The organism is Azospirillum sp. B21 (assembly GCF_008364825.1).
Classification (GTDB): Bacteria; Pseudomonadota; Alphaproteobacteria; order Azospirillales; family Azospirillaceae; genus Azospirillum.
The window spans coordinates 425,318-449,423 of record NZ_VTTO01000005.1; the positions used below are offsets into that span (position 1 = coordinate 425,318).

Annotated in this window: 18 protein-coding genes and 1 pseudogene; 11 read left to right on the plus strand and 8 right to left on the minus strand. The window is 65.8% G+C overall.

From position 1 onward, the window contains the following. Positions 1–51: 51 nt before the first annotated feature. A complete protein-coding gene (locus FZ983_RS15365; protein WP_149224368.1) occupies positions 52–1,092 on the minus strand; it encodes an MvdC/MvdD family ATP grasp protein in 1,041 nt (346 codons plus the stop codon). Between the two features lie 47 nt (positions 1,093–1,139). Beyond that, on the minus strand, positions 1,140–1,271 hold the full coding sequence (locus FZ983_RS35045) for a hypothetical protein (RefSeq protein WP_282187000.1): 132 nt from the start codon (positions 1,269–1,271) through the stop codon (positions 1,140–1,142). Between the two features lie 211 nt (positions 1,272–1,482). On the opposite strand from FZ983_RS35045, the pseudogene FZ983_RS35050 reads away from it, so the two are divergent. Next, positions 1,483–1,716: pseudogene (locus FZ983_RS35050) on the plus strand (transposase); the annotation flags it as partial. Between the two features lie 108 nt (positions 1,717–1,824). Here the strand turns inward: FZ983_RS35050 and vapB are convergent. After that, positions 1,825–2,070 carry a type II toxin-antitoxin system VapB family antitoxin gene (vapB, locus tag FZ983_RS15375; RefSeq protein WP_149224369.1) on the minus strand — a complete coding sequence of 82 codons (246 nt, stop codon included), beginning with the start codon at positions 2,068–2,070 and terminating at the stop codon, positions 1,825–1,827. 495 nt (positions 2,071–2,565) lie between these two features. Here vapB and FZ983_RS15380 point away from each other — a divergent pair, with 495 nt between their 5' ends. From FZ983_RS15380 to FZ983_RS15410, 7 genes are all read left to right on the plus strand, one after another. Continuing rightward, positions 2,566–4,107: an amino acid adenylation domain-containing protein gene (locus FZ983_RS15380; protein ID WP_149224370.1), complete on the plus strand. Its 1,542-nt coding sequence runs from the start codon at positions 2,566–2,568 to the stop codon at positions 4,105–4,107. A gap of 78 nt (positions 4,108–4,185) precedes the next feature. Continuing rightward, positions 4,186–5,190: a TauD/TfdA family dioxygenase gene (locus FZ983_RS15385; protein WP_149224371.1), complete on the plus strand. Its 1,005-nt coding sequence runs from the start codon at positions 4,186–4,188 to the stop codon at positions 5,188–5,190. A gap of 58 nt (positions 5,191–5,248) precedes the next feature. After that, positions 5,249–6,265, plus strand: coding sequence for a TauD/TfdA family dioxygenase (locus tag FZ983_RS15390; RefSeq protein WP_188092340.1), 1,017 nt, complete (start codon positions 5,249–5,251; stop codon positions 6,263–6,265). After that, the gene (locus tag FZ983_RS15395; protein ID WP_149224373.1) at positions 6,265–11,856 is read left to right on the plus strand and encodes an FkbM family methyltransferase; all 5,592 of its coding nucleotides are present in this window, start codon (positions 6,265–6,267) and stop codon (positions 11,854–11,856) included. The genes FZ983_RS15390 and FZ983_RS15395 overlap by 1 nt, the downstream gene beginning before the upstream one ends. Positions 11,857–12,006: 150 nt before the next feature. Next, positions 12,007–12,249, plus strand: coding sequence for a 4-oxalocrotonate tautomerase DmpI (dmpI, locus tag FZ983_RS15400; RefSeq protein WP_149224374.1), 243 nt, complete (start codon positions 12,007–12,009; stop codon positions 12,247–12,249). Positions 12,250–12,402: 153 nt separating this feature from the next. Then, positions 12,403–13,014 carry a formyltransferase family protein gene (locus FZ983_RS15405; RefSeq protein WP_188092341.1) on the plus strand — a complete coding sequence of 204 codons (612 nt, stop codon included), beginning with the start codon at positions 12,403–12,405 and terminating at the stop codon, positions 13,012–13,014. Between the two features lie 15 nt (positions 13,015–13,029). Beyond that, a complete protein-coding gene (locus FZ983_RS15410; RefSeq protein ID WP_149224376.1) occupies positions 13,030–13,707 on the plus strand; it encodes a 4'-phosphopantetheinyl transferase superfamily protein in 678 nt (225 codons plus the stop codon). A 23-nt stretch (positions 13,708–13,730) separates the two neighbouring features. Here the strand turns inward: FZ983_RS15410 and FZ983_RS15415 are convergent, their stop codons facing one another. Further along, the gene (locus FZ983_RS15415) at positions 13,731–15,083 is read right to left on the minus strand and encodes a PLP-dependent aminotransferase family protein (protein WP_247883769.1); all 1,353 of its coding nucleotides are present in this window, start codon (positions 15,081–15,083) and stop codon (positions 13,731–13,733) included. Between the two features lie 130 nt (positions 15,084–15,213). On the opposite strand from FZ983_RS15415, the gene FZ983_RS15420 reads away from it, so the two are divergent. From FZ983_RS15420 to FZ983_RS15430, 3 genes are all read left to right on the plus strand, one after another. Beyond that, positions 15,214–15,819: a LysE family translocator gene (locus FZ983_RS15420; protein WP_149224378.1), complete on the plus strand. Its 606-nt coding sequence runs from the start codon at positions 15,214–15,216 to the stop codon at positions 15,817–15,819. Positions 15,820–15,901: 82 nt separating this feature from the next. Beyond that, positions 15,902–16,312, plus strand: coding sequence for an antibiotic biosynthesis monooxygenase (locus tag FZ983_RS15425; protein WP_348771054.1), 411 nt, complete (start codon positions 15,902–15,904; stop codon positions 16,310–16,312). 362 nt (positions 16,313–16,674) lie between these two features. After that, the gene (locus FZ983_RS15430) at positions 16,675–17,703 is read left to right on the plus strand and encodes a linear amide C-N hydrolase (protein ID WP_149224380.1); all 1,029 of its coding nucleotides are present in this window, start codon (positions 16,675–16,677) and stop codon (positions 17,701–17,703) included. Positions 17,704–17,841: 138 nt separating this feature from the next. Here FZ983_RS15430 and FZ983_RS15435 read toward each other — a convergent pair whose 3' ends face one another. From FZ983_RS15435 to FZ983_RS15450, 4 genes are all read right to left on the minus strand, one after another. After that, positions 17,842–18,528, minus strand: a complete 687-nt coding sequence (locus FZ983_RS15435; RefSeq protein ID WP_149224381.1) for an ABC transporter ATP-binding protein — start codon at positions 18,526–18,528, stop codon at positions 17,842–17,844. A gap of 4 nt (positions 18,529–18,532) precedes the next feature. Continuing rightward, positions 18,533–19,666 (minus strand): ABC transporter permease, encoded by a 1,134-nt coding sequence (locus FZ983_RS15440; protein WP_149224382.1) that lies wholly within the window; start codon positions 19,664–19,666, stop codon positions 18,533–18,535. Next, on the minus strand, positions 19,663–20,838 hold the full coding sequence (locus FZ983_RS15445; RefSeq protein WP_188092343.1) for an efflux RND transporter periplasmic adaptor subunit: 1,176 nt from the start codon (positions 20,836–20,838) through the stop codon (positions 19,663–19,665). Before FZ983_RS15445 ends, FZ983_RS15440 begins: the two co-directional genes overlap by 4 nt. A gap of 158 nt (positions 20,839–20,996) precedes the next feature. Further along, positions 20,997–24,101 (minus strand): molybdopterin-dependent oxidoreductase, encoded by a 3,105-nt coding sequence (locus tag FZ983_RS15450; protein WP_149224384.1) that lies wholly within the window; start codon positions 24,099–24,101, stop codon positions 20,997–20,999. Between the last annotated feature and the right edge of the window lie 5 nt (positions 24,102–24,106).

Consider the following 24,106-nt stretch of genomic DNA (forward strand, 5'->3'; position numbering starts at 1 on the left):
CGACCATTTTCTTTATGAGATTTTGGTAATTTTTACATTTCCAAAAATTGGTCAATTGGCTGATCGCGCAAAGCTCCCGAGGTTGCAGGAAACCGTCGGCAGATCGACCCGGCGCTGCACGCCCCCGGTGAGCAATCTGGCGATTGTTCGGGCGATCGGCATGCCGGTGGCGTGTTCAACCCACCCGAATTGCCCCACCGGATTGTCTTCCAGAAACACATAGCGGCCATCCGGGGTAACGATCACATCGATCGCCCCATAGTTCATTTGAAGCGCATCCATGAATGCGAGCAGCCTCTCTGCGAATTCCGGAGGCAGTCGGTAGGGTTTCCAATGCTGGCTCAGTTTTACGAAGCCACGACGAAAATCTGTCTCCGCCGTTGGTTCAAGACCGGATTCGACAGAAGCCGCAAATATTTCGCACCCTACCACCGTTATGCGCAGCTCCATGGATTTCGGAATACGCTCCTGAAACGTCATCGGACATTTTGATAGCGTGTCAATTTTACGGAGATGTTCAGAAGTGACGCGGTTTGTCATGACGACCTGATCATGACCGCTTTCGTCGCGAACGCTGAATGACGATAGCATCTTCACGACCACATCGCCGTTACATTCATCGAAGAAGCTCAGCGCGTCCTGTGGACTGTTCGTCGTGAGCGTGCGAGGGACTTCGATTCCGAGTTGCCGCGCCAGCGCGAGTTGCAGGGGCCGGTTCCGCGCCCGTGCGATGGTCGCGGGCTGATCCAGATGAAAACAGGGAAGCGCGCCGACGACGCCCTCCAAGGAAGCGGTGCTTTCGCGCTGAATTGCTTGCCGGACATCGTCTGGGATGTCGAGCGAAGTCACCGTTGCCGCAGTCCTCCAGCGGCGGTGCCACACTGCCGACACCGAGGCAAGGTCGATCGTGCGCCCGTCAATGAACAGGCGCGCATTCTCCCCTGCGTTGCCTGAATGGGCAGCCATTCGGACCGACAGTGGGAAATGGTCTGTTACGAGGCGCACAGCGTCCGCACCGTCCGCCAGAAGGGACTCGTGGACCGCATCAGCGGTCCACGAGTCTTCAGTACTTGCGACAATCAAAATTGTCATAATTGTAGTCCATGCCGCCTTAGGTCGGAATAGGACTTGAAGAAGACTTAGTCATCTTTCTTCTTCGACGTTGAGGCAACGAAAGGCGTAGATTGAGCGCCTTCCTGCTGGTTGGAGGAAATGGCGTCGATCTCGTCATTTTCGAGGAACATGACAAAGAATACCTCGTTCAGTTCCATGAGAACCTCTCTGTTTGAATGAACGGCTTTATCCAATCATTGCAAATATACCGTGTCAAGCGAACTTTTTTACCTTTGCCGAACAATCGTTTTACTCATACGATTATATGCGATCCGGCCTCGTATTGAACGATGTGCCTGCTTGAATGCCTGCAAACCGGCGGTTCCGGTAGGCTTGGCGCCACCTCGGGTCCGTCCAAGAAACGTGTTTATGCCGAGCTCGGGACCTTGTTGCATCGAGGCGGCCCTGAGCCAGCGTGGCAGCCTCACACTCTGGGTCGGCGAAGCGGCAATCGAGCAGTGGAAAGCGATGCCACGCCGAACGCCGGATGGACAGGCGAGCTATTCGGACTTGGCGATCGCTACGCCGTTGATGCTGAGAGCGGTGTTCCACTTGATCGCCAACGGAACTGGGGCGTCTCTTGCACCGCTCGTCTCGCTGCAGCACGCCGTCCCGCGGCGAAACCGGACGCCGCCTAAGCGCGGCTCATTCCGTCCGTGCCAGCGGCCATCACAAGAGGTATCGAACACCCTGGCCCGGTGCAGGGCGGGGTCAGCGCCCGCCCGTCTCGTCCAGCCAGACCTCGCGCTCTTGCCGCTCAAGCTGGCCGTGGTCGAGAAAGGCGATGCCGGGGGAGTCGAAGAAATCGTCCCAGTTGCTGTCGGCCGGCACGATGGACCGGCTTGGTTCTTCGCGCAGGATGACAACCTCGCGAACATGGGCGGGGAACGACACGTCCTTCGGAAGCCGGACGGCCTGGCTGCGGTTGGACTGGAACAAGGTCTTGCGGACCGCCATGGATCACCCTCCTGCGTATATCCCGCCACAGGGGGCGTCAGTGACCGGAGCCTTGGATTCCGGCTCCAAGCGACCCCGAGGCATTCTTGCGTACACCTGTGGGCTTTGGTGCGTCAAAACGCTCCGCTTTGACAGAAGATAACAGCCTTGCTTTCCCAAAACTGCATGCTACAGGTACGGTCATACACCTCAGATTGAATACATGCAAGTGTGTTCTAACCCAGGGTAGGCCTACATTAGAGAAAAAGTGTCCGGACGAGGCCGCAAGGCTCCGATCCGGCAAAGGGAGAACGCAGTGAAACCCTCTGCTGTGGACCGAACTCCGTCTGGATCGCGCCGCCTGCATGACCTGCTTTGCCGGTGGACGGCCGCGGCATCCTTGCTGCCCGCGAAGAAAAGTGGGCTGGGGAAAGGCATCCGGTGGCGGCAATCAAAGAAACGCTGAGCCGAAGACACCAGAAAATACAAATATATGCCGGTAGATGGAGTGCCTGAATGCTTCGCACCACCGACGCATGTGGAACGGCTTACGCAGAATCACTGCACGGCCGCTTCTTCGAACGCTGCAACGAGCGCGGCATGCAGGACCGCATCGCTCTACGCTCGACGAATCGGCAGTGGAGCTATGGAGAACTGCTGGCGCGCATCGAGGAGATCAGCGGCGCCCTGGACGAGGCCGGCGTGCGGAAGGGCGATATCGTTGCCCTTGCCGCCTGCCGGACATTCGACGCGATCGCGGCAGTCTACGCGGTGATGGCGCTCGGTGCGGTCTATCTCCCCATCGACAAGCAATTCCCGCAGGACCGCGTGGCCTACATGGTCGGGATTTCCAGCGGCCGCTGGTTGGTCACCGATGAGCCCGAACGGTACGCGGGCCAAGCGCCAAGCTGCCGCATCCTGCCCTTGAGCGGCCTGGCAGGGCCGCGCAGGTCATGCGATCCGACCGCCGTGGCGGCCGGTGACCTCGCCTATGTGATGTTCACGTCCGGCACGACAGGCCGGCCCAAGGGCGTGATGGCGACCCACGGCAGCGGGGCGCGGCTTCTGGACTGGGCGCTGGACCGATTTTCTCAGGAAGATTTTCACTGCGCGCTGGGCGCAACCTCCTTTTCGTTCGACGTGTCGATCTTCGAGATCTTCGCGCCGCTGGCGTGCGGAGGCAGCCTGTTCCTTGTCGACTCGATCCTGAGTCTGGCGGATCTGCCGCAATCCTCCGCAATCACCCTGATCAACGCGGTGCCGTCGGCCCTCACGGCCCTCCTGGCTTTTCCGCTGCCGCTGCGAGCGGTGCGTGCCTGCCTGCTCGCCGGCGAACCTGTCCATGCTCCCTTGGTGCGGCAGCTCCACCGCGCCGGAATTGCTCGGGTCTACAATCTCTATGGACCGACGGAGGACACCGTCTTCTCGACGGAACATCTGATCGGCCACGACTTCGACAACGAGATCCCGATCGGCACGCCGCTTCCGGGGCATGAATATCTCGTCGTCGACGGGACTCTATCGCCCGTTCCCCCCGGCGAGGCCGGCGAGCTGTGCCTGATGGGCGCAGGGCTGGCCAAAGGCTACATCAATCGCCCGGATCTCACCGCCGAACGCTTCCTGCCCTGCCCAGGCGGGCCGCGCCGGGGTGCCATCATGTATCGCACCGGAGACCGCGTCTGCGTGGGACGGGACGGGCTGCTCCACTTCATCGGACGCCTGGACTCGCAGATCAAGCTTCGCGGACATCGAATCGAGCTTGAGGAGATCACGCAGATCATCGCGTCGGTGCCGGGGGTGGCGCAGGCCAGCACGCAGGTCCGCGATCTCGGCCGGGACAGCGATCAAGGGCGGGAAACCATCGTCGCCTATGTCGTCATGCAGCCTGACTGCTGCGATCAGGCTGGCGTGCGCGATGCGATCCGGGACGCCGTCGCGCGCCGGCTGCCGATCTACATGCGTCCCCGGCATTTCGTCTTTCTGGATGCCTTCCCGCTGTCGGCCAGCGGAAAGCTCGAAAGTCGGCACCTGCCCGCCCCGATACTCGATGCGGCCTGATGCCGGCGCCGCCGGCAGCCACGCCCAATCGCGCGTCCCAAGAAAAAACCTGTTCAACTGAATAAGGCGCATTCCTCCATGAGCCAGACGACCAGCCTTGCGTTTCAATCGGACATGCCGGCCATCGAGCCGTCCTTTCCGGTCGTGATCAATCCGGAGCCCGGCGCCCCGGATGCAGTCGCGTATGTGCGCAATCACAAGGACCGGATTGAAAAGCTGGTCACGGAACACGGAGCGGTGCTGCTGCGCGGCTTCGATGTTCGCGAACCCGGGCAGTTCTTCGACATCATTTCCCAGATCTCCACCGAGATCCTGAACTATTCGGAGCGTTCCTCGCCCCGCCACGCGGTCAGCGACCGGGTCTACACCTCGACGGATCATCCGCCGGACCAGAACATCGAACTGCATGCCGAGCAATCCTACACGCTGAATTGGCCGTGCTTCATCTGCTTCTTCTGCCACACGAGGCCCGGCACCGGCGGCAACACGCCGATCGCCGACAACAGGCGTATCCTGAGCCGTCTTCCGAAGTCGCTGGCCGAACGGTTCGAGGCCCATGGCATCCTGTACCAGCGCACTTACACGCCCGGCCTCGGCGTGAGCTGGCAGACCGCCTTCCAGACCGAGGACCCCGCCCAGGTCGAGGCCTTCTGCAAGGAGCGCGACATCGACTTCCATTGGGACGCGGAAGGCCGTCTGAAGACGAAGCAGTACCGCTCAGCCTTCCAACACCACCCGGTCACCCAGGAAAAGCTCTGGTTCAACCACGCCCTCTTCTTCCACGTCACCAGCCTCGAACCGCACATCACCGAGGCCCTGATCGAAGCGGTCGGCTATGAGAACGTTCCGACCAACACCTTCTTCGGCAATGGCGAGCCGTTCTCGCCGGAAGACCTCGCCGCGATGCGGCAGGCAGTCGCCGCCGAAAAGCGCAGCTTCGACTGGGTGAAGGGCGACGTCCTGATCCTCGACAACATGATCTGCCAGCATGGGCGCGATCCTTTCTCGGGCGAGCGGCGCATCTACACTTTGATGGCACGGCCCTATCAGTCCATTCGGTCCCCGCTGATCCTCCGCCGCTGACGGCATCCCGCCCGATTACCGCCCAATGGAGACGATTCCAATGTCGGAGACGATTCCCATGTCCGCGAAGTTCACGGCGCCCGAATTAAACCCACGCACGGTTGCCGTCGATCGCCCCGTTCCGTCGGCTTTCATCGATGAGACCGAAAAGTTCATCGCCGTCATCGAGGACGGCACCCGGTCGCGGCCGCTGCCCGATTACATCCGCAAGCACAAGTCCGAGTTGGACGAGATGATCGCCACGCACGGCGGCGTCCTGTTCCGCGGCTTTGCGGTGGAAACCCCCGCGCAGTTCCGCGATGTCGTCACCGGCTTCGGTCGCGAACAGCTGCCCTACCTGGAGCGTGCCGCGGCACGGACGGAGGTGGTGAGCGGCGTCTTCACCTCGACCGAGTTCTCGTCCTCGAGCTGGATCGAGCTGCACCACGAGATGTCGTTCGCGCAGCGGATCCCCGAGAGGATCTTCTTCTACGCCGATACGCTCGCCGAGACCGGTGGGGAGACGCCCGTCGCCGACGAATATCTGGCGACCGCGCGTATTTCTCCGGCGATCCTGAAGGCCTTTTCGGAGCGTGACGTCCTCTACACGCGGAACTTCCGCAGCGAGATCGACATGGACTGGCGCTCCGCCTTCCAGACCGACGACCGCGCCGACGTCGAAGCCTATTGCCGCACCAATGACATTTCCTTCGAGTGGCTCGGCGAGGATCACCTGAGAACGCGGCAGCGGCAGAAGGCCTTCGCGCTGGAGCCGGGCACGGACCGGACGCTGTTCTGCAACCACGCCCACATCTTCCACAGGGCCGCGCTGAACCCGGCGCTGCTCGCCGCCCTGGTGGACGCATACGGCGAAGACCTGCCGCGCAACGTCCAGTTCGGCGACGGCTCCCCTATCCCCGACGAGATGATCCTTGAGATCCGCGGCATCTACGAAGACTGCCTGCGCATTTTTCCCTGGGGACACCGGGACGTGATGATTCTCAACAACGTCCGCTGCCTGCATGGCCGCGCGCCCTTCACGGGGCGCCGGACGACGCTGGTCTCTATGACGAACCTGATCTCCAGGAGAGTGTGATGGATACGCTTGAACAGACCGAGCCGGCCCCCGCCGCGATCAAGAACGAGCCGGGGAGCCCGAAGCGGCCGGTCCATCCGGTGATCCGTCCCGATGCGACGTCGATCATGGACCTGTTCGCGCAAACGGTGGCTGAAATGCCCGCGGCGGAAGCCTTCGTCGCCACGGACCGTTCCTACAGCTTCGCCGAACTGGCGGATGCCGCCGCCCGCCTCGCGGCGGAGCTGCGCCGGCGCTTCCAGCCGAAGGACCGCATCCTGATCTTCGCGGACCGGTCGTTCGACGCGGCCGCGGCGATGTTCGGCGTGCTTGGCGCTGGCATGACCTGCGTGCCGATCCTGAAGGATTTTCCCGATGACCGCATCCGGCACATCCGGACGGTCGCCAAGGCGGCCGGGGCTGTTTGCGAGCCGTCGGAGCGGGCCCGCGCCGAAGCCATCCTGGACGTTCCGGTCCTGCCGGTGCTGGGCCATCCGCCGTCGTCGGACAAGGCGCATCCGGGCTCGGGCGAGGATGAAGCCTACATCCTCTTCACCTCCGGCTCGACCGGGGAGCCCAAGGGCGTGGTCGTCGCCCAGCATTCGGTCGTCAATCTCCTCAGGGCGCTGAAGGAGCGCATCTTCACGCCGGCCGAAGGTCAGCTGCGGCTGTCCGTCAATGCGCCGCTGGCGTTCGACGCGTCGATGAAGCAGTTCTTCCAGGCCGCGCTCGGGCGCACCCTGGTTCCCGTCCCGGCCGATGTCCGCGCCGATCCGGAAGCCCTGATCGACTTCGTGGCGGACCGCCGGCTGTGGGCGCTGGACGTCACGCCGACGATCCTGAAGGCCATGATCGCGGCGGGCTTCGGCAGCCGTCCCGAGATGTTGCCCAAGGCCATCCTGGTCGGCGGCGAGGCCATGGACCAGGCCCTTTGGGACGAGGTCCGGCAGTGGACGTCCTGCGACGTCTGGAACGTCTATGGACCGACCGAAGCCACCGTGAACACGCTGGTGGCGCGGGTGAAGGACTTCGCGCGCCCCACGCTGGGCTATCCGCTGACCGGCGTTTCGGTGGCGTGCGTCGACCCCGACGGCTTCGAGCTGCCGGTCGGCGCCGACGGGGAACTCCAGATCGGCGGCGCGGGCGTGGCCATCGGCTACATCGGGGCATCCGCGGACGAAAACGCGAAGTTCTCGACCGCCGCGAACGGCGCCAGATGCTACGACAGTGGCGATTTCGTCCGCCGTCTGCCGGATGGCAGCTTCGAGTTCCTCGGGCGCCGCGACGACCAGGTGAAGGTCGCCGGGCAAAGGCTGGAGCTGGGTGAAATCGAGGCCTGCATCAAGCGCCTGCCCGGCGTCCGGAACGCCGCCGTCCTGATCGACAAGAGCGTCGAGGGAGACCCGCGGATCGTGGCGGGCGTGGTGGCGGACCGTCTGCCGTCCTTCACCGAGACCAAGGACGAGTTGGTGGTCGAAGTCCCGACCGGGCATCGGATATCCAGCATCAACGTCAACGAGACCACCTATCAGTTCAAGGAGATCTTCGAGGACCGCATCTACGTCGATGAGGACATCGTCTATCCCGAGGACGCCGTCGTCGTGGACGTCGGCGCGAACATCGGCCTGTTCAGCCTGTTCGTGTCCACATACATCCCGAAAGCCAAGGTCTATGCGTTCGAGCCTCTGACGCCCATCCGCCGGCGGCTGGAGCTGAACATGGGCCGCTATGCTTCCAATGTGTCGATCTTTCCGTACGGACTGTCCGACTCCGAACGGGAAGAGACCTTCACCTACTATCCCGGCTATTCGATGATGTCGAGCCAGCAGGCCTATGCGGATGCATCGGGCGAGCGGAACGTCATCAAGAGCTACCTGACGAAAGCCGCGGAGAGCGGCGACCAGTCGGCAGCGCTTCTGGTCGACAACCTCGACGAGGTTCTGGAGGGGCGATTCGACGCGGAATATCACCCCTGCCGCCTGCGCCGTCTCTCGGACGTGATCGACGAGGCGGGCATCGAGCGCATCGACGTCCTGAAGATCGACGTGCAGCGCGCGGAGCTGGACGTTCTGCGCGGCATCGAACCGCGCCATTTCGGGATGATCAACGCCATCTCGATGGAACTGCACGACGACCCGGACGGGATGACCGGCGGGCGGCGGGCGGAAATCACCGCGCTGCTGGAACAGGCCGGCTTCGTCGTCAAGGCGCAGCAGGATCCGTTCCTCGTCGGAACGGACCGATGGAACCTGATCGCGTTCCGCGAGGATGCGCGCGGCGGAACCCAGGTCCGCACGGTGCGCTTCCCGAAGGGAACGACCGTTCCGCGCCGTGAAATCACCGAGGCGACCATCCTTTCGGCGCTGCGCACCACGCTGCCCGCTTACATGCTCCCGCGGACGATGAAGATCCTGTCGGACCTTCCCAGAACTCCGCAAGGGAAGCTGGACAAGCGGCGTCTGCTTCAACTGATCGATGCTCAAGACACGGGCGACACCATGACCTCAACACTTGTCAAAACGGAAACCGAGACCACCGCGCCGCGCGCCGAACCGAAGCCGGACACCGCCGCGCAGGCCGAGACGCTGCTGACGATCTGGCGGGAGGTGCTGCGCAAGCCCGACCTGACCGCGGACGACGACTTCTTCAACAACGGCGGGGACTCGATCCGCGCCATCCTGATGCAGTCCAAGGCGCGCGCGGCGGGCATTGCCATCAGCCTGAAGGACCTGCACGCCAAGCCGACCATCGCGGGCCTGCTGCCGCACGAGGCTTCAGCTTCCGCGGCACCCGCTCCGGCCACCCCCGCCCCGGTGGTCTCCGTTCCGCCCGCCGGGTCGAAGGTGGACACCGCCGCGCAGGCGGAACAGCTCCTGGCGATCTGGCGGGAAGTGCTGCGCAAGCCCGACCTGACCGTGGACGACGACTTCTTCAACAATGGCGGGGACTCGATCCGTGCCATCCTGATGCAGTCCAAGGCCCGTGCGGCGGGCATCGCCATCAGCCTGAAGGATCTGCACGCCAAACCGACGGTCGCCGGCCTGCTGCCGCACCAGGCTCCCGCCACTCCACGTGCCGAACCGAAGATGGACACCGCCGCGCAGGCGGAAACGCTGCTGACGCTCTGGCGGGAGGTGCTGCGCAAGCCCGACCTGACCGCGGACGACGACTTCTTCAACAACGGCGGCGATTCCATCCGCGCCATCCTGATGCAGTCCAAGGCGCGCGCGGCGGGCATTACGATCAGCCTGAAGGATCTGCACGCCAATCCGACCGTCGCCGGCCTGTTGCCGCACGGGACCGATGCCCCGGCGAAGGCCGCGGGCGATGCCGGCGGGACCATCGCGATCCCGGCGAGCCGGCAGGACGTCCGCCGCTGGCCCGCGACCAGCATGCAGCGCCTGAAGCTGCTCGCCTCGATGACGCGGGACGACGCCCAGGTCTTCCACAACGCGACCATCACGCCGGTTCTGCTTCCCTTCGACGCGGAAAAGTTTCGGCGTGCCCTGCACGCCATCCGCGTGGCTCACCCCGTGCTCACCGCCCGGGTGGAGTTCGAGGACGACGGCGTTTCCTTCGTGTTCGAGCCGCGCTCGGTCAACGGCGACCATGGCTATGAGAACCTGACCGCACTTTCGCACGCCGAGCAGGAAGCGCTGATCACCGACCGCGTGTTCAGCGAGCGTGCGAGCCGGTTCGATCTCCTGAAGGGAGGGCTCGTGCGCTTCGGGGTCTTCGAACGGTCGCCGCAGGTCTTCGAGATCCTGGTGGCCGAGCACCATGCCGCGCTCGACGGGTACAGCCTCAACGCGATCATCCGCGAACTCGTGGAGCGCTATTGCGACATCGCCGTCGAAACCACCGACGATCTGACGGTCTTCGCGGCGGTGACGGCCAACGAGAACGAGGCCGACGGCAGCCACGAGACGCGCGCCTTCTGGGAGACGCGCTTTGCCGAGGTCGCCGCGCCGAAGCCCTTCGCGCGCCCGCGCCGGCGTTCGCAGCCGGCCCGGATGAAGCAGGTCAATGTCCTGAGTTCCGACGAGTTTTTCCCGGTCCTCCACGCCTGCTCGCGGCGGGCCGGGCTTTCGACCAAGGGCATCCTGTTCGCCCTGCACGTCGAAGCCCTGCGCGAGGCGTTCGGGGACAAGCCGTCCCAGATCGGCGTGGTGTATTCGCTTCGCCCGGAGGTCGAGGGCTCCCTGGCCGCGATTGGCAATTTCCTGAACGTGCTGCCGGTTCCCACGACGCAGCGAAACGACCTGCTGACGGAAGCGCGGAGCTTCGACCAGTTCGACCGGGCCGTGTTCCCGCACAAGGCCGTTTCGCATGACCGCCTGTCGGGTTGGCTCGGTGTCCGCGCCGAGATCGGCACCGTCTTCAACTTCATCCAGTTCGCCGAGCCGGACCGGAAGAAGGGCGACAAGCACGAGACGGAACGCCGCTTCTTCGCCGTCGATGCGATGATGCCCCTGTCGGTCGATTGGGACCTCTCGGCCGACCGCCTCAACCTCGGCTTCCAATATGACGCGGAACGGCTGGACGAGAGCCTCGCGCAGAAGCTCAAGGCCAGCTTCGAGCGGTCCGTCGCGCGGTTCATGCAGGCCGAGACGGGGCAGCAGGGCCGATTCTCCGGCGATGGGACCCGCGAAGCGGTTCTCGGCATTATCGCCAAGGGCCTGCCCTACGCGCCCACGGACGGCGAACTTCTGGCGGACCTCGGCTTGCATTCGCTTCAGATGGTGCGGGTCGCGCGCCAGATCATGGATGCGTTCGCGACGACCTTCACCCTGGCGGATTTCCTCAAGCTGGAGACCGTCGGGGACGTGGTCGCGTTCTGCCGGGGCTTCGACAAGGCCGTCCAGGCGGTCTTCGTCGAACTGACGCCCCCGCAACCCCGCGGCGTGAAGGCGCGGCTGATCGGCTTCCCGCAGGTCGGCGTCGCCCCGTCGGTTCTGGACCCGTGGTGCGATCGGGTGCCGGATGGCGTCAGCATCCACGCGTACCGGTATCCGGATTTCAACGCCTCCGATTTTTCGGCCGTCTCCTTCGACCGCTTCGTCGGCGCAATGGTCAAGGCCCTTGCGCCGCTGGCGGGGCCGCCGATGGTCTTCGTGGGCAGCTGCTTCGGCTCGATCCTGGCCTACGAGGTGGCCCGCCGCATGACGGAACAGCCGGTCGGACTGGTCGTGATCGGCTCCGGCGCGCCGACCGTCGGCGCTCCGCCTCCAAACTATCACCTGTTGTCCGACGGCGAACTGAAGAACGAGCTGATCCGCATGAAGAGCATGCCGGAACAGTTCCTGGGCGACGACGATCTGCTCGCCCAGGTGTTCGTCAAGCTGCGCGGCATGTCGAAGCTGGCGGCCAGCTACCGGCCGGACCCCAAGCCCCTGCGCCGGTGCGAACTGACCTCGATCTGGCCGCGCTACGACGTCTCCTGCGGGCGGCAGGACATGATCGCCTGGAGCAACCTGACGGACGGCCGCTTCACCTTCGCGGAGATCGAAGGGGAGCATGCCGTGATCATGGAGAACCCGCTCGCCGTGTATGAGCTTTCCGGCCTGCACGGCTTGCTGCGGGACCTGGTGTCCGCCAAGGCGGTGGCATAGCCGGACCGAGCACATCCCGACCGCCGTGAGACGAACTGTCACATGGCGGCCGGGTGTGTCGGCAGATGATTTTTACAACCTCTGCTCACTATCGGCGTCGCCCGGAATTCTCATTCCATCGCCGCAACCACACATGTCGGAGGACAAATCATGCCCGTGATCGTTTTTGAATCCGGAGCGCTGACGAAAGAGGTCAAGGCCGAGCTGATCCAGCAGCTGACGGACATTTCCGTGAAGATCACCGGAATTCCGAAGGAGCTTTTCCTGGTGTCGATCCACGAACTGCCGGACGAGGACATCGCGGTGGGGGGCGTCACCGTCAAGGAACTGAAGCAGCGCTTGGCCGAGCAGCGCGCGCGGAACGAGGGCGCCGGGACGGTCTCGGAGGGCTGATCCGGCGGCCCCGACCGGAAGAGGCTTGTCGAAGCTGAAGGGCCGGAACGCGCATCGCCCATCTGAATGGATGTCCTCCGGCCCCGCACTCCCCCACGGCCCGACAGCCCGATTCTGCTGCGATTTCAAGACCCTAAAACGATCGGCGTCCGAATGAAGATCCTAGTGCTCAGCCAATTCTCCGATATCATCGAGAACGAGATACCGAAGCGCGACCTGGAGATCGTCTACCACCGCGACGTTCGGACCTTCGACATTTATAAGTTCCATGCCGAATACCCTTTCGATTTGCTCATTTGCTTCGGGTATCTCCGCGTCCTGCCGGTCGCCGACCCGCATTTCGGCAAGGTTCGCTTCGTCAATCTGCACACCAGCCTGCTGCCCTACGGGCGCGGTTTGAATCCGAACTTCTCCAGCTGGCTGAACGGCGAGCCCCATGGGGTGACCATTCACGAAATGGACGGCAGCTACGATACCGGCCGGATCATCTGTCAGAAGAGCCTGAGCTTCGACATCGAACGCGAGACGCTAAGGTCCACCTATTACAAGAAGATTCTGTCCGCCATCGAGCTTCTGGCCGAAAAATGGGATGACATCATCGCCGGCAACTATGTAACGACGGCCCAACCGGACGGCCCCGGCTCGCTGATGACGCTGCAGAAGCTGCGCTCCTACGCCCACGTCCTGGACGCCTACAACGACCAGCCGTTGATCGACTTCCTGAAGGCGGTCGAGGACGGGCGGATCGTGCCGGAGAAGGCCTAGCCCGGAAGCCTCGGCATGATCCGGCTTTGCGAGATGCGCCTCGATATCGACGCGCCCGGAGGACCACTGGCCTTCGTGACGGGAGAGTACCGCGTGCCGGACGGGGCGGTCTTCGCCCAAGGCGACATCACGTTGCCGGAGGCGCTGCGCAGGGCCGTGCCGAAGCGCCAGATAGAGTTCCTGGCCGGACGGACCTGCGCCGCACGGGCCCTGGGACTTCTCGGCCTCGCGCCCGCTCCGCTGCCGGTCGGCGAGGGGGGAGCGCCGCTTTGGCCCGGGGACGCGGTGGGCAGCATCTCTCATTCGCAGGGCATGGTCGTGTGCATGGCCGGGCTGCGCCCCGGCTATCTGGGCCTGGGGATCGACATCGAGCATGTGGTCTCCAGCGACGACGCGACGGCGTTGGCGCCGGACATCGCGACGGAGCGCGAATTCGCCGTGCTGGCGCCGTTCCACGAACGCCGCATGGCGTTCACCGTTCTCTTCTCCGCCAAAGAGGCCGTCTACAAGGCGATCCACAGCCGCGTGCGACGCATCGTGGAATTCAACGAGGTCACCTGCACCGAGGCATCCGCAACTGCGCTGAGTTTCAGGCTGCGCCCGAAGCTGGCCGGAGAGGCCGGCTTGTCCGGAGAGGTCGGCGTCCTGGTGAAGACGTCGGAACGCCATTGCGTGACGCAGTGCCGGCTGTGACGACGCGGCCCGGCAACCCGCCCTCACACGGCGACCGAGCGCTCCTCCCCCTCGTCCGCCCTGCTGTCGAGCAGGTTGCGGAGGGTGGTCAGCGCGCGGGTCAGGTCGGCGCGCGACGGTCCGCCGAGGCACAGGCGCAGGCCGGAGTCGCCGACGTCCGGGTCCGGCATCACCGCGGTGGGCGGGGTCAGAATGACGCCCGCCGTCGCCGCGCGGCGGGCCGTCCGCTCGGCGGCGAGGAGAGGCATGGGCAGCCAGGCGTGGAAGCCGGCGTGGTCGCACGGCACGCGCAGTTCGGGCAGCGTCTCGCGGGCCAACGCCATGCGCCACGCGGCCTCCATGCGGATGGACGTGCCGATGGAGACCACCGTGCCATCGACGACCCAGCGCTCCAGAATGGCGCAGGAGATCGGCGATGCCATGGAGCAGGTGGCCTGGAGTCCGGCGCGGGCCGCGTTGAGGTACGCCGGCGGCACGGCCAGCAGGCCGAGACGCAGTCCGGGGCTCAGCGTCTTGGAAAGGCCATTCACATAGAATGTCCGCTCCGGCATGAGCTCGGCGAGCGTCGGGAGGCCGCGCGGCGCGAACAGCGAATAGATATCGTCTTCGACGACGAGCACGTCGTGCGCCCGGCAGACCCGTACAATGTCGTCGCGCCGGGCGGCTGCCATGCTGGCGCCTGTCGGGTTGTGCAAGGACGGCGTCACGTAGACGGCGCGCCGGCCGGCGGCGCGGGCCGTGGCGGCGAGGGCCGCGTCGAGCGCATCGGCGCGCAGGCCCTCGCCATCGAGAGCGACCGGCGTCATGGCGATCCCGACATGCCGGGCGAGCGAGATCGCACCTGGATAGGTCACCGCTTCGGTGAACAGCCGGCCGCCCGTCCCAAGTGCGACGGCGAAGGCGACGGCCAGGGCATGCTGCGCACCGTTGGTGATGAGCAGCCGGTCGGGCGGAACCTCCATCCGATGACCGGAAAGCCAGCGCGCCATGGTGCGGCGATGCGCGAGGCTGCCCATGGGCGGGTGATAGCTGCCGAAGGTCGCCGCATCCATTTCGCGGGCAAGCGCCTGAAAGGTGGCGGCGAGCAACCGGTCGGCGAGCATTTGCGGCGGCGTGTTGACGGACATGTCCACGACGTTCGGCGCCGCGCCGGTGCCGCCGGCAACGAACATGCCCCGCCCGCGCTCGCTCTTCACCAGTCCGCGGCGCTCCAGCACGGCATAGGCGCGGGTCACGGTTACCAGCCCGATTCGCAAGCGGTAGGCAAGATCGCGATGCGACGGCAGGCGCGCTCCGGCCGGCACGACGCCTTGGACGATGTCGTCGGCCAGGGCCGCCGCCAACCGTTCATGGATCGGGCCGGGGACATCGGCCATTCGCGCCGACCAAGGCGAGGCAAGACGCATCGCAACACCCTAATAGTGTCATATGACGCAATAACGTTATGCCCAAGAGTGTCATGGTTTTAGGGTCACCGCAATGCAGTCGTTCCTTGAGGACGCTTCGATGACGTTCGAACTCATTCTTACCTTTGCTGCATACGCCTTCGTCACTTCGATAACTCCGGGACCGAACAACACCATGCTCCTGGCCTCGGGCGTCAATTACGGGCTGCTGCGGACGGTTCCTCATATTCTCGGCGTCAGCCTGGGTTTCGGGGCCATGGTGTTCGCGGTCGGCTCCGGCCTTGGCAGCCTTTTCGTGGCTTTTCCAGCCCTGCACACCCTGCTGCGCTGGGTCGGGGCGGCATACCTGCTCTGGCTCGCCTGGAGGATCGCCGTTTCGGGCACGATGAAGGACGAGGCCACGAACGCCAATCCGCTGACCTTCCTTGAGGCCGCAGCGTTCCAGTGGGTCAATCCGAAGTGCTGGGTGATGGCAACGGGCGCCATAGCGACCTACATGCCGCCGACCGGCGACGTGAGCGATCTTATGGTGATCACCGTCCTGTTCTGCCTGATCAACGGTCCCTGCGTGGGATCGTGGGCCGGGTTCGGGGTGGTGTTGCGGCGCTGGCTGAGCGACCCGCAGGCCAACCGGTTCTTCAACGTCGCGATGGCCGGTCTGCTCGTCCTTTCACTTCATCCGCTTCTGACCGAAGGGATGTGGTGAGCGTCCGGCCTTCCGCCCCCTCCCCCGCCGCAATTCGTCGATCACCGTAAACCAAGGAAGAAAGGAAACCACCGTGACCTCCATGAATCGTCGCGCCGCCTTCATGGGCGCGGGCTTTGCCACTCTGGGCCTCGTCGCCGTGTCGTCTGCCGCACACGCCCAGGCGACGGAAAAGCCACCGGCCGCCGCCGCGCCCGCGGGATCGCACCCCGTGACCGTGGTGCTGCGTCTGAGCGCCAAGGATCCCGCAGCCTTCAAGGCGCATCTCATGAAGACGGTTCCGGTGACGCGGGTCGCCTCCGGCTGCCGCTACAGCCACTCCTTTCAGGATCCGCAAAATCCGGCGGAGTTCATCCTGATCCAGGGCTGGGACTCAGCCGCGCAGCAGCAGGCCTACGTCGCATGGCGCAAGCAGACGGGTGACCTGAAGCTGCTCATGGATTTCCTGGCGAAGCCACCGATCGTCGAGACCTTCGAGCTTTTCGACGCCTGAGTCGTGGTCTTGTCATACCCAAATCCCAGGTAAGCGTTGAACCGCTCCGGGTTTGTCGGAAGCCCCATTTCCGGAGAGGATGGGGCCTCCATGACCGGCCGTGTCATGCCTGTCTCCCGCAAGATCGCCTGATCACCGCAACCCGCTGGTGAATTCCGCTCTCACGCCGATTTGTGCACCAAAGTCCTGTGCCGTACGACCCGAACGTCCGGTCGTCGCCGTCGAGTGGCGGTGCGGGCCGCGCATGCGTCTCCTCCAAGAGGAAGGAGAACCGCTACGCGGCAGCACCGCAACGATCAAGCTGGCGCTAAAGCTGACGGAACCCCATATCGGTTCCGGATGCACAGGATGAGGACTTTGTTATGGCAAACAAAGTGGCCCGTGTTATGGCAGTTGGGCTTGTCGCTGCATTCTTTGCAACAACAGCAGCCGATGGCGCATCGGCCTGCTCCCGCATCCTGTCGAATACGAATGGTCAGGCCAATGTCGTCGCTCGGACCATGGATCTTTACCGCTCGGATGATGCGAAGATGGTCGTCTATCCGCGCGGATTGGAGAGGGTTTCGAAGACCGGTGACGGCAAGTCCTTCAACTGGGCATCGAAACTGGGAAGCGTGGCCGTCACTTCGTTTGGAAGCGCGACGAGCGACGGCATGAACGAGAAGGGGCTCGTGGCGAACCTGCTCTATCTTGGCGACACCAGATACGAGCAGCGTGACGGTCGGCCCGGACTGTCGAATCTGCTATGGGCCCAATACGTGCTCGACAACTTCGCTTCAGTAAAGGAAGCGGTCGAAGGATTGAAGGACGTTCAGATCGTTCCTGTTGCGCACGACGGCAAGCAATGGCCGCTTCATCTCGCAATATCGGATGCCGAAGGGGATTCAGCCATCGTCGAGTTCGTCGACGGCAGGATGGCCGTTCATCAGGGCAAGGAGTTTACCGTGATGACCAACGAGCCGCCGTTGGAGACTCAGCTCAACAACGTCCGGAATTACAAGCTTTTCGGCGGCACGAAACCGATGCCGGGCGATATCGATCCGCAAAGCCGTTTCATCCGGGCTGCTTCGTATTTGAAAACGTTGCCGCCGGCCAGGAGCGTGCCGGAAGCCATCGCCGGCGCTCAATCCATTGCCCGCACCGTAGCGGTCCCGCCGGGCGCCAAAGATACCTCCGGCGGCGTTGCCGAGGATGCATGGCCGACACTTTGGTTCACGCTGGCCGACTCAACCAACAAGACTTATTTCTTCCACTCCGCCAGTTCTCCCAATCTCTACTGGGTCGATCTCGCGAAGATCGATTTCGGGTCGAAGGCAAGCGAACGAGCCATCGATGCATATGACTGGGCCCTTGCCGGGGACATCACACAGCGCTTCACCAACACCGATTGAAACGATTCCGCCAAGTATCGCACCAAGTCTGAGCTGACGACGCCGAGGGTCGGCGGGCGGACGCGGTGAATTCCGCACAGCGCGACCGTCATGTTCAGCGGATCGCCGGGTTCGGCCGAATGGGCAGGCGGCGACCGCCTACGGAAGGTCTACCTGCCCGTCGCGCAGCGACACCGCATGGTCGAAGCGGCCGAAGATCGACTCGTCGTGCGTGACCACCAGAACCGCGGCCTGCTGTTCAAGGGCGAGCCGGCGGAGCAGATCCATCACCATGCCGGCCCGTCCGGAATCGAGCGCCGCCGTCGGCTCGTCGGCCAGGATGATGCGCGGGCGGTTGGCGAGCGCGCGGGCGATGGCCACCCGCTGCGCCTCCCCGCCGGACAGCCGGGACGGCAGCGACGCGCCGCGGTGCCCGACCTCCAGATAGTCCAGCAGAGCCCGTGCCCGCCGCCGCGCCTCCTCGCCGGAAACACCGGCCAGATCGAGGGCCACGGCGACATTCTCCTCGGCGGTGAGGAACGGCAGAAGATTGTGGAACTGGAAGATGAAGCCGATCTTCTCCAGGCGAAGCCGGCGCAGGTCGGATTTCAGCCAGCGGCCGTCATAGACCGTCTCGCCGTCCAGGTCCATGCGGCCACGCGTCGGCTCGACGATGCAGCCGATCAGGTTCAGGAGCGTCGTCTTGCCGGACCCGCTGGGACCGAGCAGACCGACCACCTGCCCGGGATAGACCCGCAGGTCCGTATCCTTCAGCGCGTGCACGGCGGCCTCGCCGCTGCCGTAGGTCTTGGCGATTCCCTGAAGCTCGACGAGCGGCGCCGCCATCGCCTCAGCCTCCGAGCGCGGTCGCAGGATCGACCTTGAGCGCAAGCCGGACGCCGAGTCCGCTCGCCACCACACAGAGGACCAGCACGGCCGCTCCCAGCATCAGCGCATCGTCCGGCAGCAGCAGCAGGCGGCGCGGGAAATGGTCCTTGGCGAGCAGGATCAGCAGCGTGCCGGCCCCCCACCCGATCGCCCCCATGGCAAGCGCCTGCTGCAGGATCAGGGCGACGATGGTGCGGTCGGGCGCGCCAATCAGCTTCAGCGTGGCGATGGCCTTCACCTTGTCCATGGTCATCGTATAGAGGATCAATGCGATCACCACCGCGGATACCGCCATCAGCAGCGCCGTGAACAGGCCGATCTGCCGGCGCGCCTTTTCGACCACCGACTTCAGCAGCAGCCCCTCCTGCTCCCCCTGTGTGAGCGCCGCGATGTGCTTCCAACGCGCCGCCTCCGCCGCCACGCGGGCCTCTGGCACGCCGGGCAGGACGCGCGCCACCACCGCGTTCACCGTGTCGAGGCCGGCCGGCAGGCCGCCGCGCGCCAACTCGCGGCGGGCGGCGGGCGGATCCAGTTCGAACTGCAGGCGCTGGCTGTCCCGCAGGGTCATGTGGACGACCGGATCGCCGCCGGATGCGACGATGCCGTCGGTCAGCCCGACCACCTCGTAGACGTCCCGCCCCAGCCGCACGCGCTCACCGATCTCCAGCCCGGCGCGACGGTCGGCGAGCATCTCGTAATGGCTGCGGGTGATCGGCCGGCCGGCGGCGAGGCGCCGCGGCTCTCCGGGCCGGCCTGGCTCGTAGCCCACGACGTACAAGCGCAACGTCCGCCCGCGATGCTCCGTTTCCACCGACTGGAAGGTCAGCGAGCCGGCCGCGGCCACCCCGGCCAGTCGCGCCACCGCGTCCCGGTGATCGCCGGGGATGCGCGAGGCCTCGGCAAAGGGGCCACGGGTGCCGGATTCGACGATCCACAGATCGGCTCCGGGCTGGCGCACCAGCGTCAGCGCCTCGTCCACCAGCCCGCGGTAGATGCCGATCATCGACAGCACGACACCCAGCAACAGGCTCAGCCCCAGGCAGGTCAGCAGGAAACGGCCGAGATTGTGGCGGACATCGCGCACCGCGAGGTTCATGGCGCCGTCTCCAGCGGTTCGGCGCGCCGGCCCTCGCGCAGGCCGGACACCGCGGCGACGACCGGCCGCGCCCCGTCGGGCAGGCCGCCGGTCACTTCCAGCCGGCCGTCCAGCGTGTGGCGGCCGAAGCTCAGCGTGCGGCGGGCGAGCCGGCCGTCCTCGACGGTCCACACCATGCCGTTGCGCCCGTCGAAACGGTCGACCGCCACCTGCGGCACCAGCACGGCGCGTGGCAGGGAACCGACGGCAATGGTCGCCTCCAGCTGTTCGGCGAGGTGGACCCGGGACGGGCAGACCTCGCATTTCAGGTAGACCTTCCGCTCTTCGGTGACTCGGTCGCTCTCCAGGTCGATGCGCACCACGCGCGCCGCGAAGGTCCGGCCGGGCAGCGAGCGCAGCCGCACCGCCGCCTCCTGCCCTTCCGTCAGGCTGCCGGCCGAGGCCTCGTCGATGTGGACCAGCGCCCACACGCTGTCCGGAGCGATCAGGGTGAACAACGGCTCGCCGGGATTGACGGCGGCACCCAGTTCCTTGTGGCGGGCGATCACCAGCGCCTCGAACGGGGCGGTCAGCGTGTAGCTGTCGAGCCGCGCGGATTCGTAACGCAGCCGCGCTTCGGCGTCGGCCACCGTGGCATCGGCCAGCGCAAGGTCGGATCGCGCCAGCGCCAGTTCCGCATCGGCAACGCGCAGGTCGGCGGCACTGTCCTGTGCCACCTCGACCGACACGCTGCCTTTGGACAGCAGTTCCTGCCGCCGTCCGGCGGCCTGCCGGCGCTTGTCGAGCAGCGAGTTCGCCTTGAGGATGGCAGCCTCCGCCTTGGCGCGCGCCGCGCGGGCCTGTTGCAGCGCGGCCTCGGCCTCGGCGACGCGGGCGTCCTGCTGGCGGGTGTCGAGCCGGGCGAGGACGGCGCCCTTCGGCACACGGTCCTCGTGGTCGGCGAACAGCCCGGTCACCGTGCCGGCGACCTCCAGCCCGACCGCCGAGCGCACGCGCGCCTCCACCGTACCGATGCCGTAGACCTCGATGGCGACGTCATGCTCGACCGCGGCGACGGTGACGGCGACCGGGCGGAGCCAGACCGCCCACCCAGCCGCGGCGAGGGCGCCGGCGATCAGCATCAGCACGAGACCCAACCGCCACCGACGCATCACCGGATTCCCCTTGGCCATTCCCGTACCGCCAGCATCGTACCCGCCGCCCCCGGCCCTGTCGGTGAGACAGTCACCGAAGCAGCCGGGGCGAAACGCCGCACGTCGTGGACCCAAACGGCTCATCGGTTAGCCGCAAGCATCGGGACCAGGGCTCCGAGACAGCGGCATCGCGGCCACTACGCCGCGGCGACGCGCTCGAGCCTGGCGGGAATGCCCTGGCGGACCGCGGTGCCGGCGATCGGATCGACCCACACCGAGGCGCCCGCCCGGGTCGGATCGACGAGGCCGAGGTCGTTCAGGTTGATGCCCGCAGCGATCTCCGGCACGTCCGGCTGGCGGCGGTCGCCGATCACATGGGCGCGGGCGCCGAATTCCCTGTGGCCGAAGCCATGCTCCACGGCGAGGACGCCGGCCATGACGCCGTGGCGGACGATGGCGGTCGCCGGTTCGGTCCCGCCCGGCGTGGCGATGCGGATACGGTCGCCGGTCTCGATGCCCAGCCGCCGGGCGTCCTCGACGTTCACGCCGACCGGGTTTTCCGGGTGCAGGTGGCGCAGCCGCGTCGCCCCGATCATGTAGGCGCTGACCAGCACCGACTTGGAACTGACCAGTTGGAAGGGCCAGTCCTCCGGCGGGTGGACACGGCTCACCGGCGTGCCGTCGGCGAAGACCGGCGGCATCCAGCTGGCCGTTCCGGTCCACCGCCTGCCGGTGACGCTGCTTTTCGAGGCACCAAGCGCCTCGTTGTAGACCAGCAGCCCGCCCTTGAAGCGGTGGGTCGCCTTGTCGCCCTCGAAGCCTTCGGCCTGGTTCTGGCAGCGGCCGCCGCGGGCGAGGATGAAGGCGACCTTGCGCCACTCCTCCTCCTTCAGCGTGGCCTTCAGCGCAGGCAGGACGCGCTCCACGCCGGACCACGCGATGTCCTCGTCGGAGGCGTCGGGCACCGGCTGCTTGCCGAGCCATGCGATGTTGGCGCCGCCCCGCAGGTACCAGTCCTCCGGCCGGTTCAGGGGATGCCTGTTGCCCTCCATGTCCTCGATGGCATCCGGACCGAAGCCCGGCAGGCCCAGGCGCCTGGCCGTGGCGATCAGGAAGGTCTCCATCTGGACATGCTGCCCGTCCGCCAGCGCGGCGGTGCGGGAGTCCACCACCGGCCAGCGCGCGGTCGTCGTCTTGGTCGGCACGCCGGCCCAGGGCGAGGCCCAGCCCCAGGTCTCGTACAGCACCGTGTCGGGCACGATGTAGTCGGCAAAGGCCGAGGATTCATTGATGAAGGGGTCGATGGCCACGATCAGCGGCAGCGCCTTCGGATCCTTCAGCTTCGCTTCCACCGCCGCGCGGATTCCGGGGATGCCATAGACCGGGTTGCTGTTCCACAGGAACAGCGCCTTCAGCGGGTATGGATAGCCGTCCACGACGCCGCTGGTCAGATACTCGGTCGTCAACTGCGGCGCATTGGGGTACCAGGGCGCCTTTGCCGGGTAGGGCTTGCCAGCCTCCTTCTTCGCCTTGAACTCCGACGACTTTTCATAGGGCACCGGACGGCTGATCGCGATGCCGGACGGCTTCACGGCGCCGGAGAAGCTGGCGAGCTTGTAGCGCGGGCCGTCCTGCTCATCCGGGAACCGGCCGCCGCCGAAAATGGTGCCGCCCTTCCAGTTCAGGTTGCCGATCAGCGTGTTCAGCGTGACCACGCCGAAGGCGTTGTAGAAGCCGTTGCCCGCCATCATGCCGCCATGGGCGTTCGCGGCGGCCTTCTTGCCGTGGCTGGTGAACTCGTGCGCCAGACCGGCGATGACGTCGGCGGGGATTCCGCAGATTTCGGCATAGCCGCGCAGGTCCATCCTCGAGGCCTCGTCGCGCAGCAGGGTCAGGCTGGTCTTCACGGCGAGGTCGCCGCCCGGCGCCGCCACCCTGCCGTCGTGGAACAGCGTCGCCGGTCCCGCCAGGGCATCATGGGCCGCAGGCGTGCCTGCCGGGTCGAGCACCACGAAGGCGTCCCTGTCGCCGTACCGCTCCTTCTCGTCCAGCGTCACCCAACCCATGTCGGAGGCGCGCAGCATGCGGCCCTCGCGCGGATGGCCCTTCTGCACGTTGACGAGGTGAGTGGCGTTGCACCAGCCCGCCTCGCCCGCGGCCTCGGCAGCCTTGCCGTTGGGCTGGGACAGGTAGTTGGCGTCGATGCGCCCGTTTTCGAACATCCAGCGCATCAGGCCCATGACCAGCGCGCCGTCGGTGCCCGGCCGGATCGGGATCCAGTTGGAGCGTTCGGCCGCCGCGCGGTTGTCGGCGTTGGTCAGCACCGGATCGACGACGACATAGTTCAGCACGCCGTCGGTGCGCCCCTTGGCGAGCAGCATGGCCTGACGCTTGAACGGGTTGCCCGCGTTCGACGGGGCGGTGCCGATAAACAGCACGAACTCGGCGTTCTGCAGGTCCGGCTTGGCGTGCGGCATCTTCTTGGCGTCGCCGAAGACGGCACCGGAGCCGGAACGGTAGGCGCCGCCGCAGTAGGAGCCGTGGCCGGCGAAGTTGATGGTGCCCAGCGCCTGATTGAAGAAGCGCCGCACGAACGGCTCGCGCCCATCGTTGACCGAGGACAGCAGGGCCACCTGATTGACCTTCGGTCCCAGTTCCGGCGCCGCCGGGTCGATGGGGGTCTTGATGTCGCGCAGAGCCCGCAGGCCGTCGACCTGCCCCTCGCCGAACAGGTCGCCGCCTTCGGCGATCTCCTCGACCAGCCTGTCGAAGGCGATCGGCTCCCACCGTCCCGAGCCGCGCGGTCCGACGCGCTTCATCGGCGTGGTGACGCGGAACGGCGAGGTCAGCATCTCAAGCGCCGCGTTGCCGCGCCCGCAGGCGGTCGAGCGGCCCTGAAGCCCCTTCTCGTCCAGCCGCGACAGCGACTTGAAGCTCTCCTTGATCGGCGTGCCGTAGGGCAGGAAAGGGTCGGTGGACAGCGGGCTGTAGGGGTTGCCCGCGACGCGCAGCACCTTGTTCTTCTCGACGTCCACGCGGACGCGCACGCCGCACAGCGTGGTGCAGCCGAGGCAGGCGACGTTGGCGACGATCTGGCCGGGCGTCAGGGCGATGTCGCCGCTCTTCGCATCGACGCGGAATTCGGGCTTGGGCGCGTTGCCGGAGATGGCGTGGTCGGGCCGTTCCCCGGCCCAGGCGCCCTTCACCAGCTTGCGGCCGGTTTCGGAGAATCCACCGACAAAGGCGGCAAGCGCACCGCCCGCAGCGGTGGTCTTCAGGAGGAGGCGACGGGTGATGGACATGATGG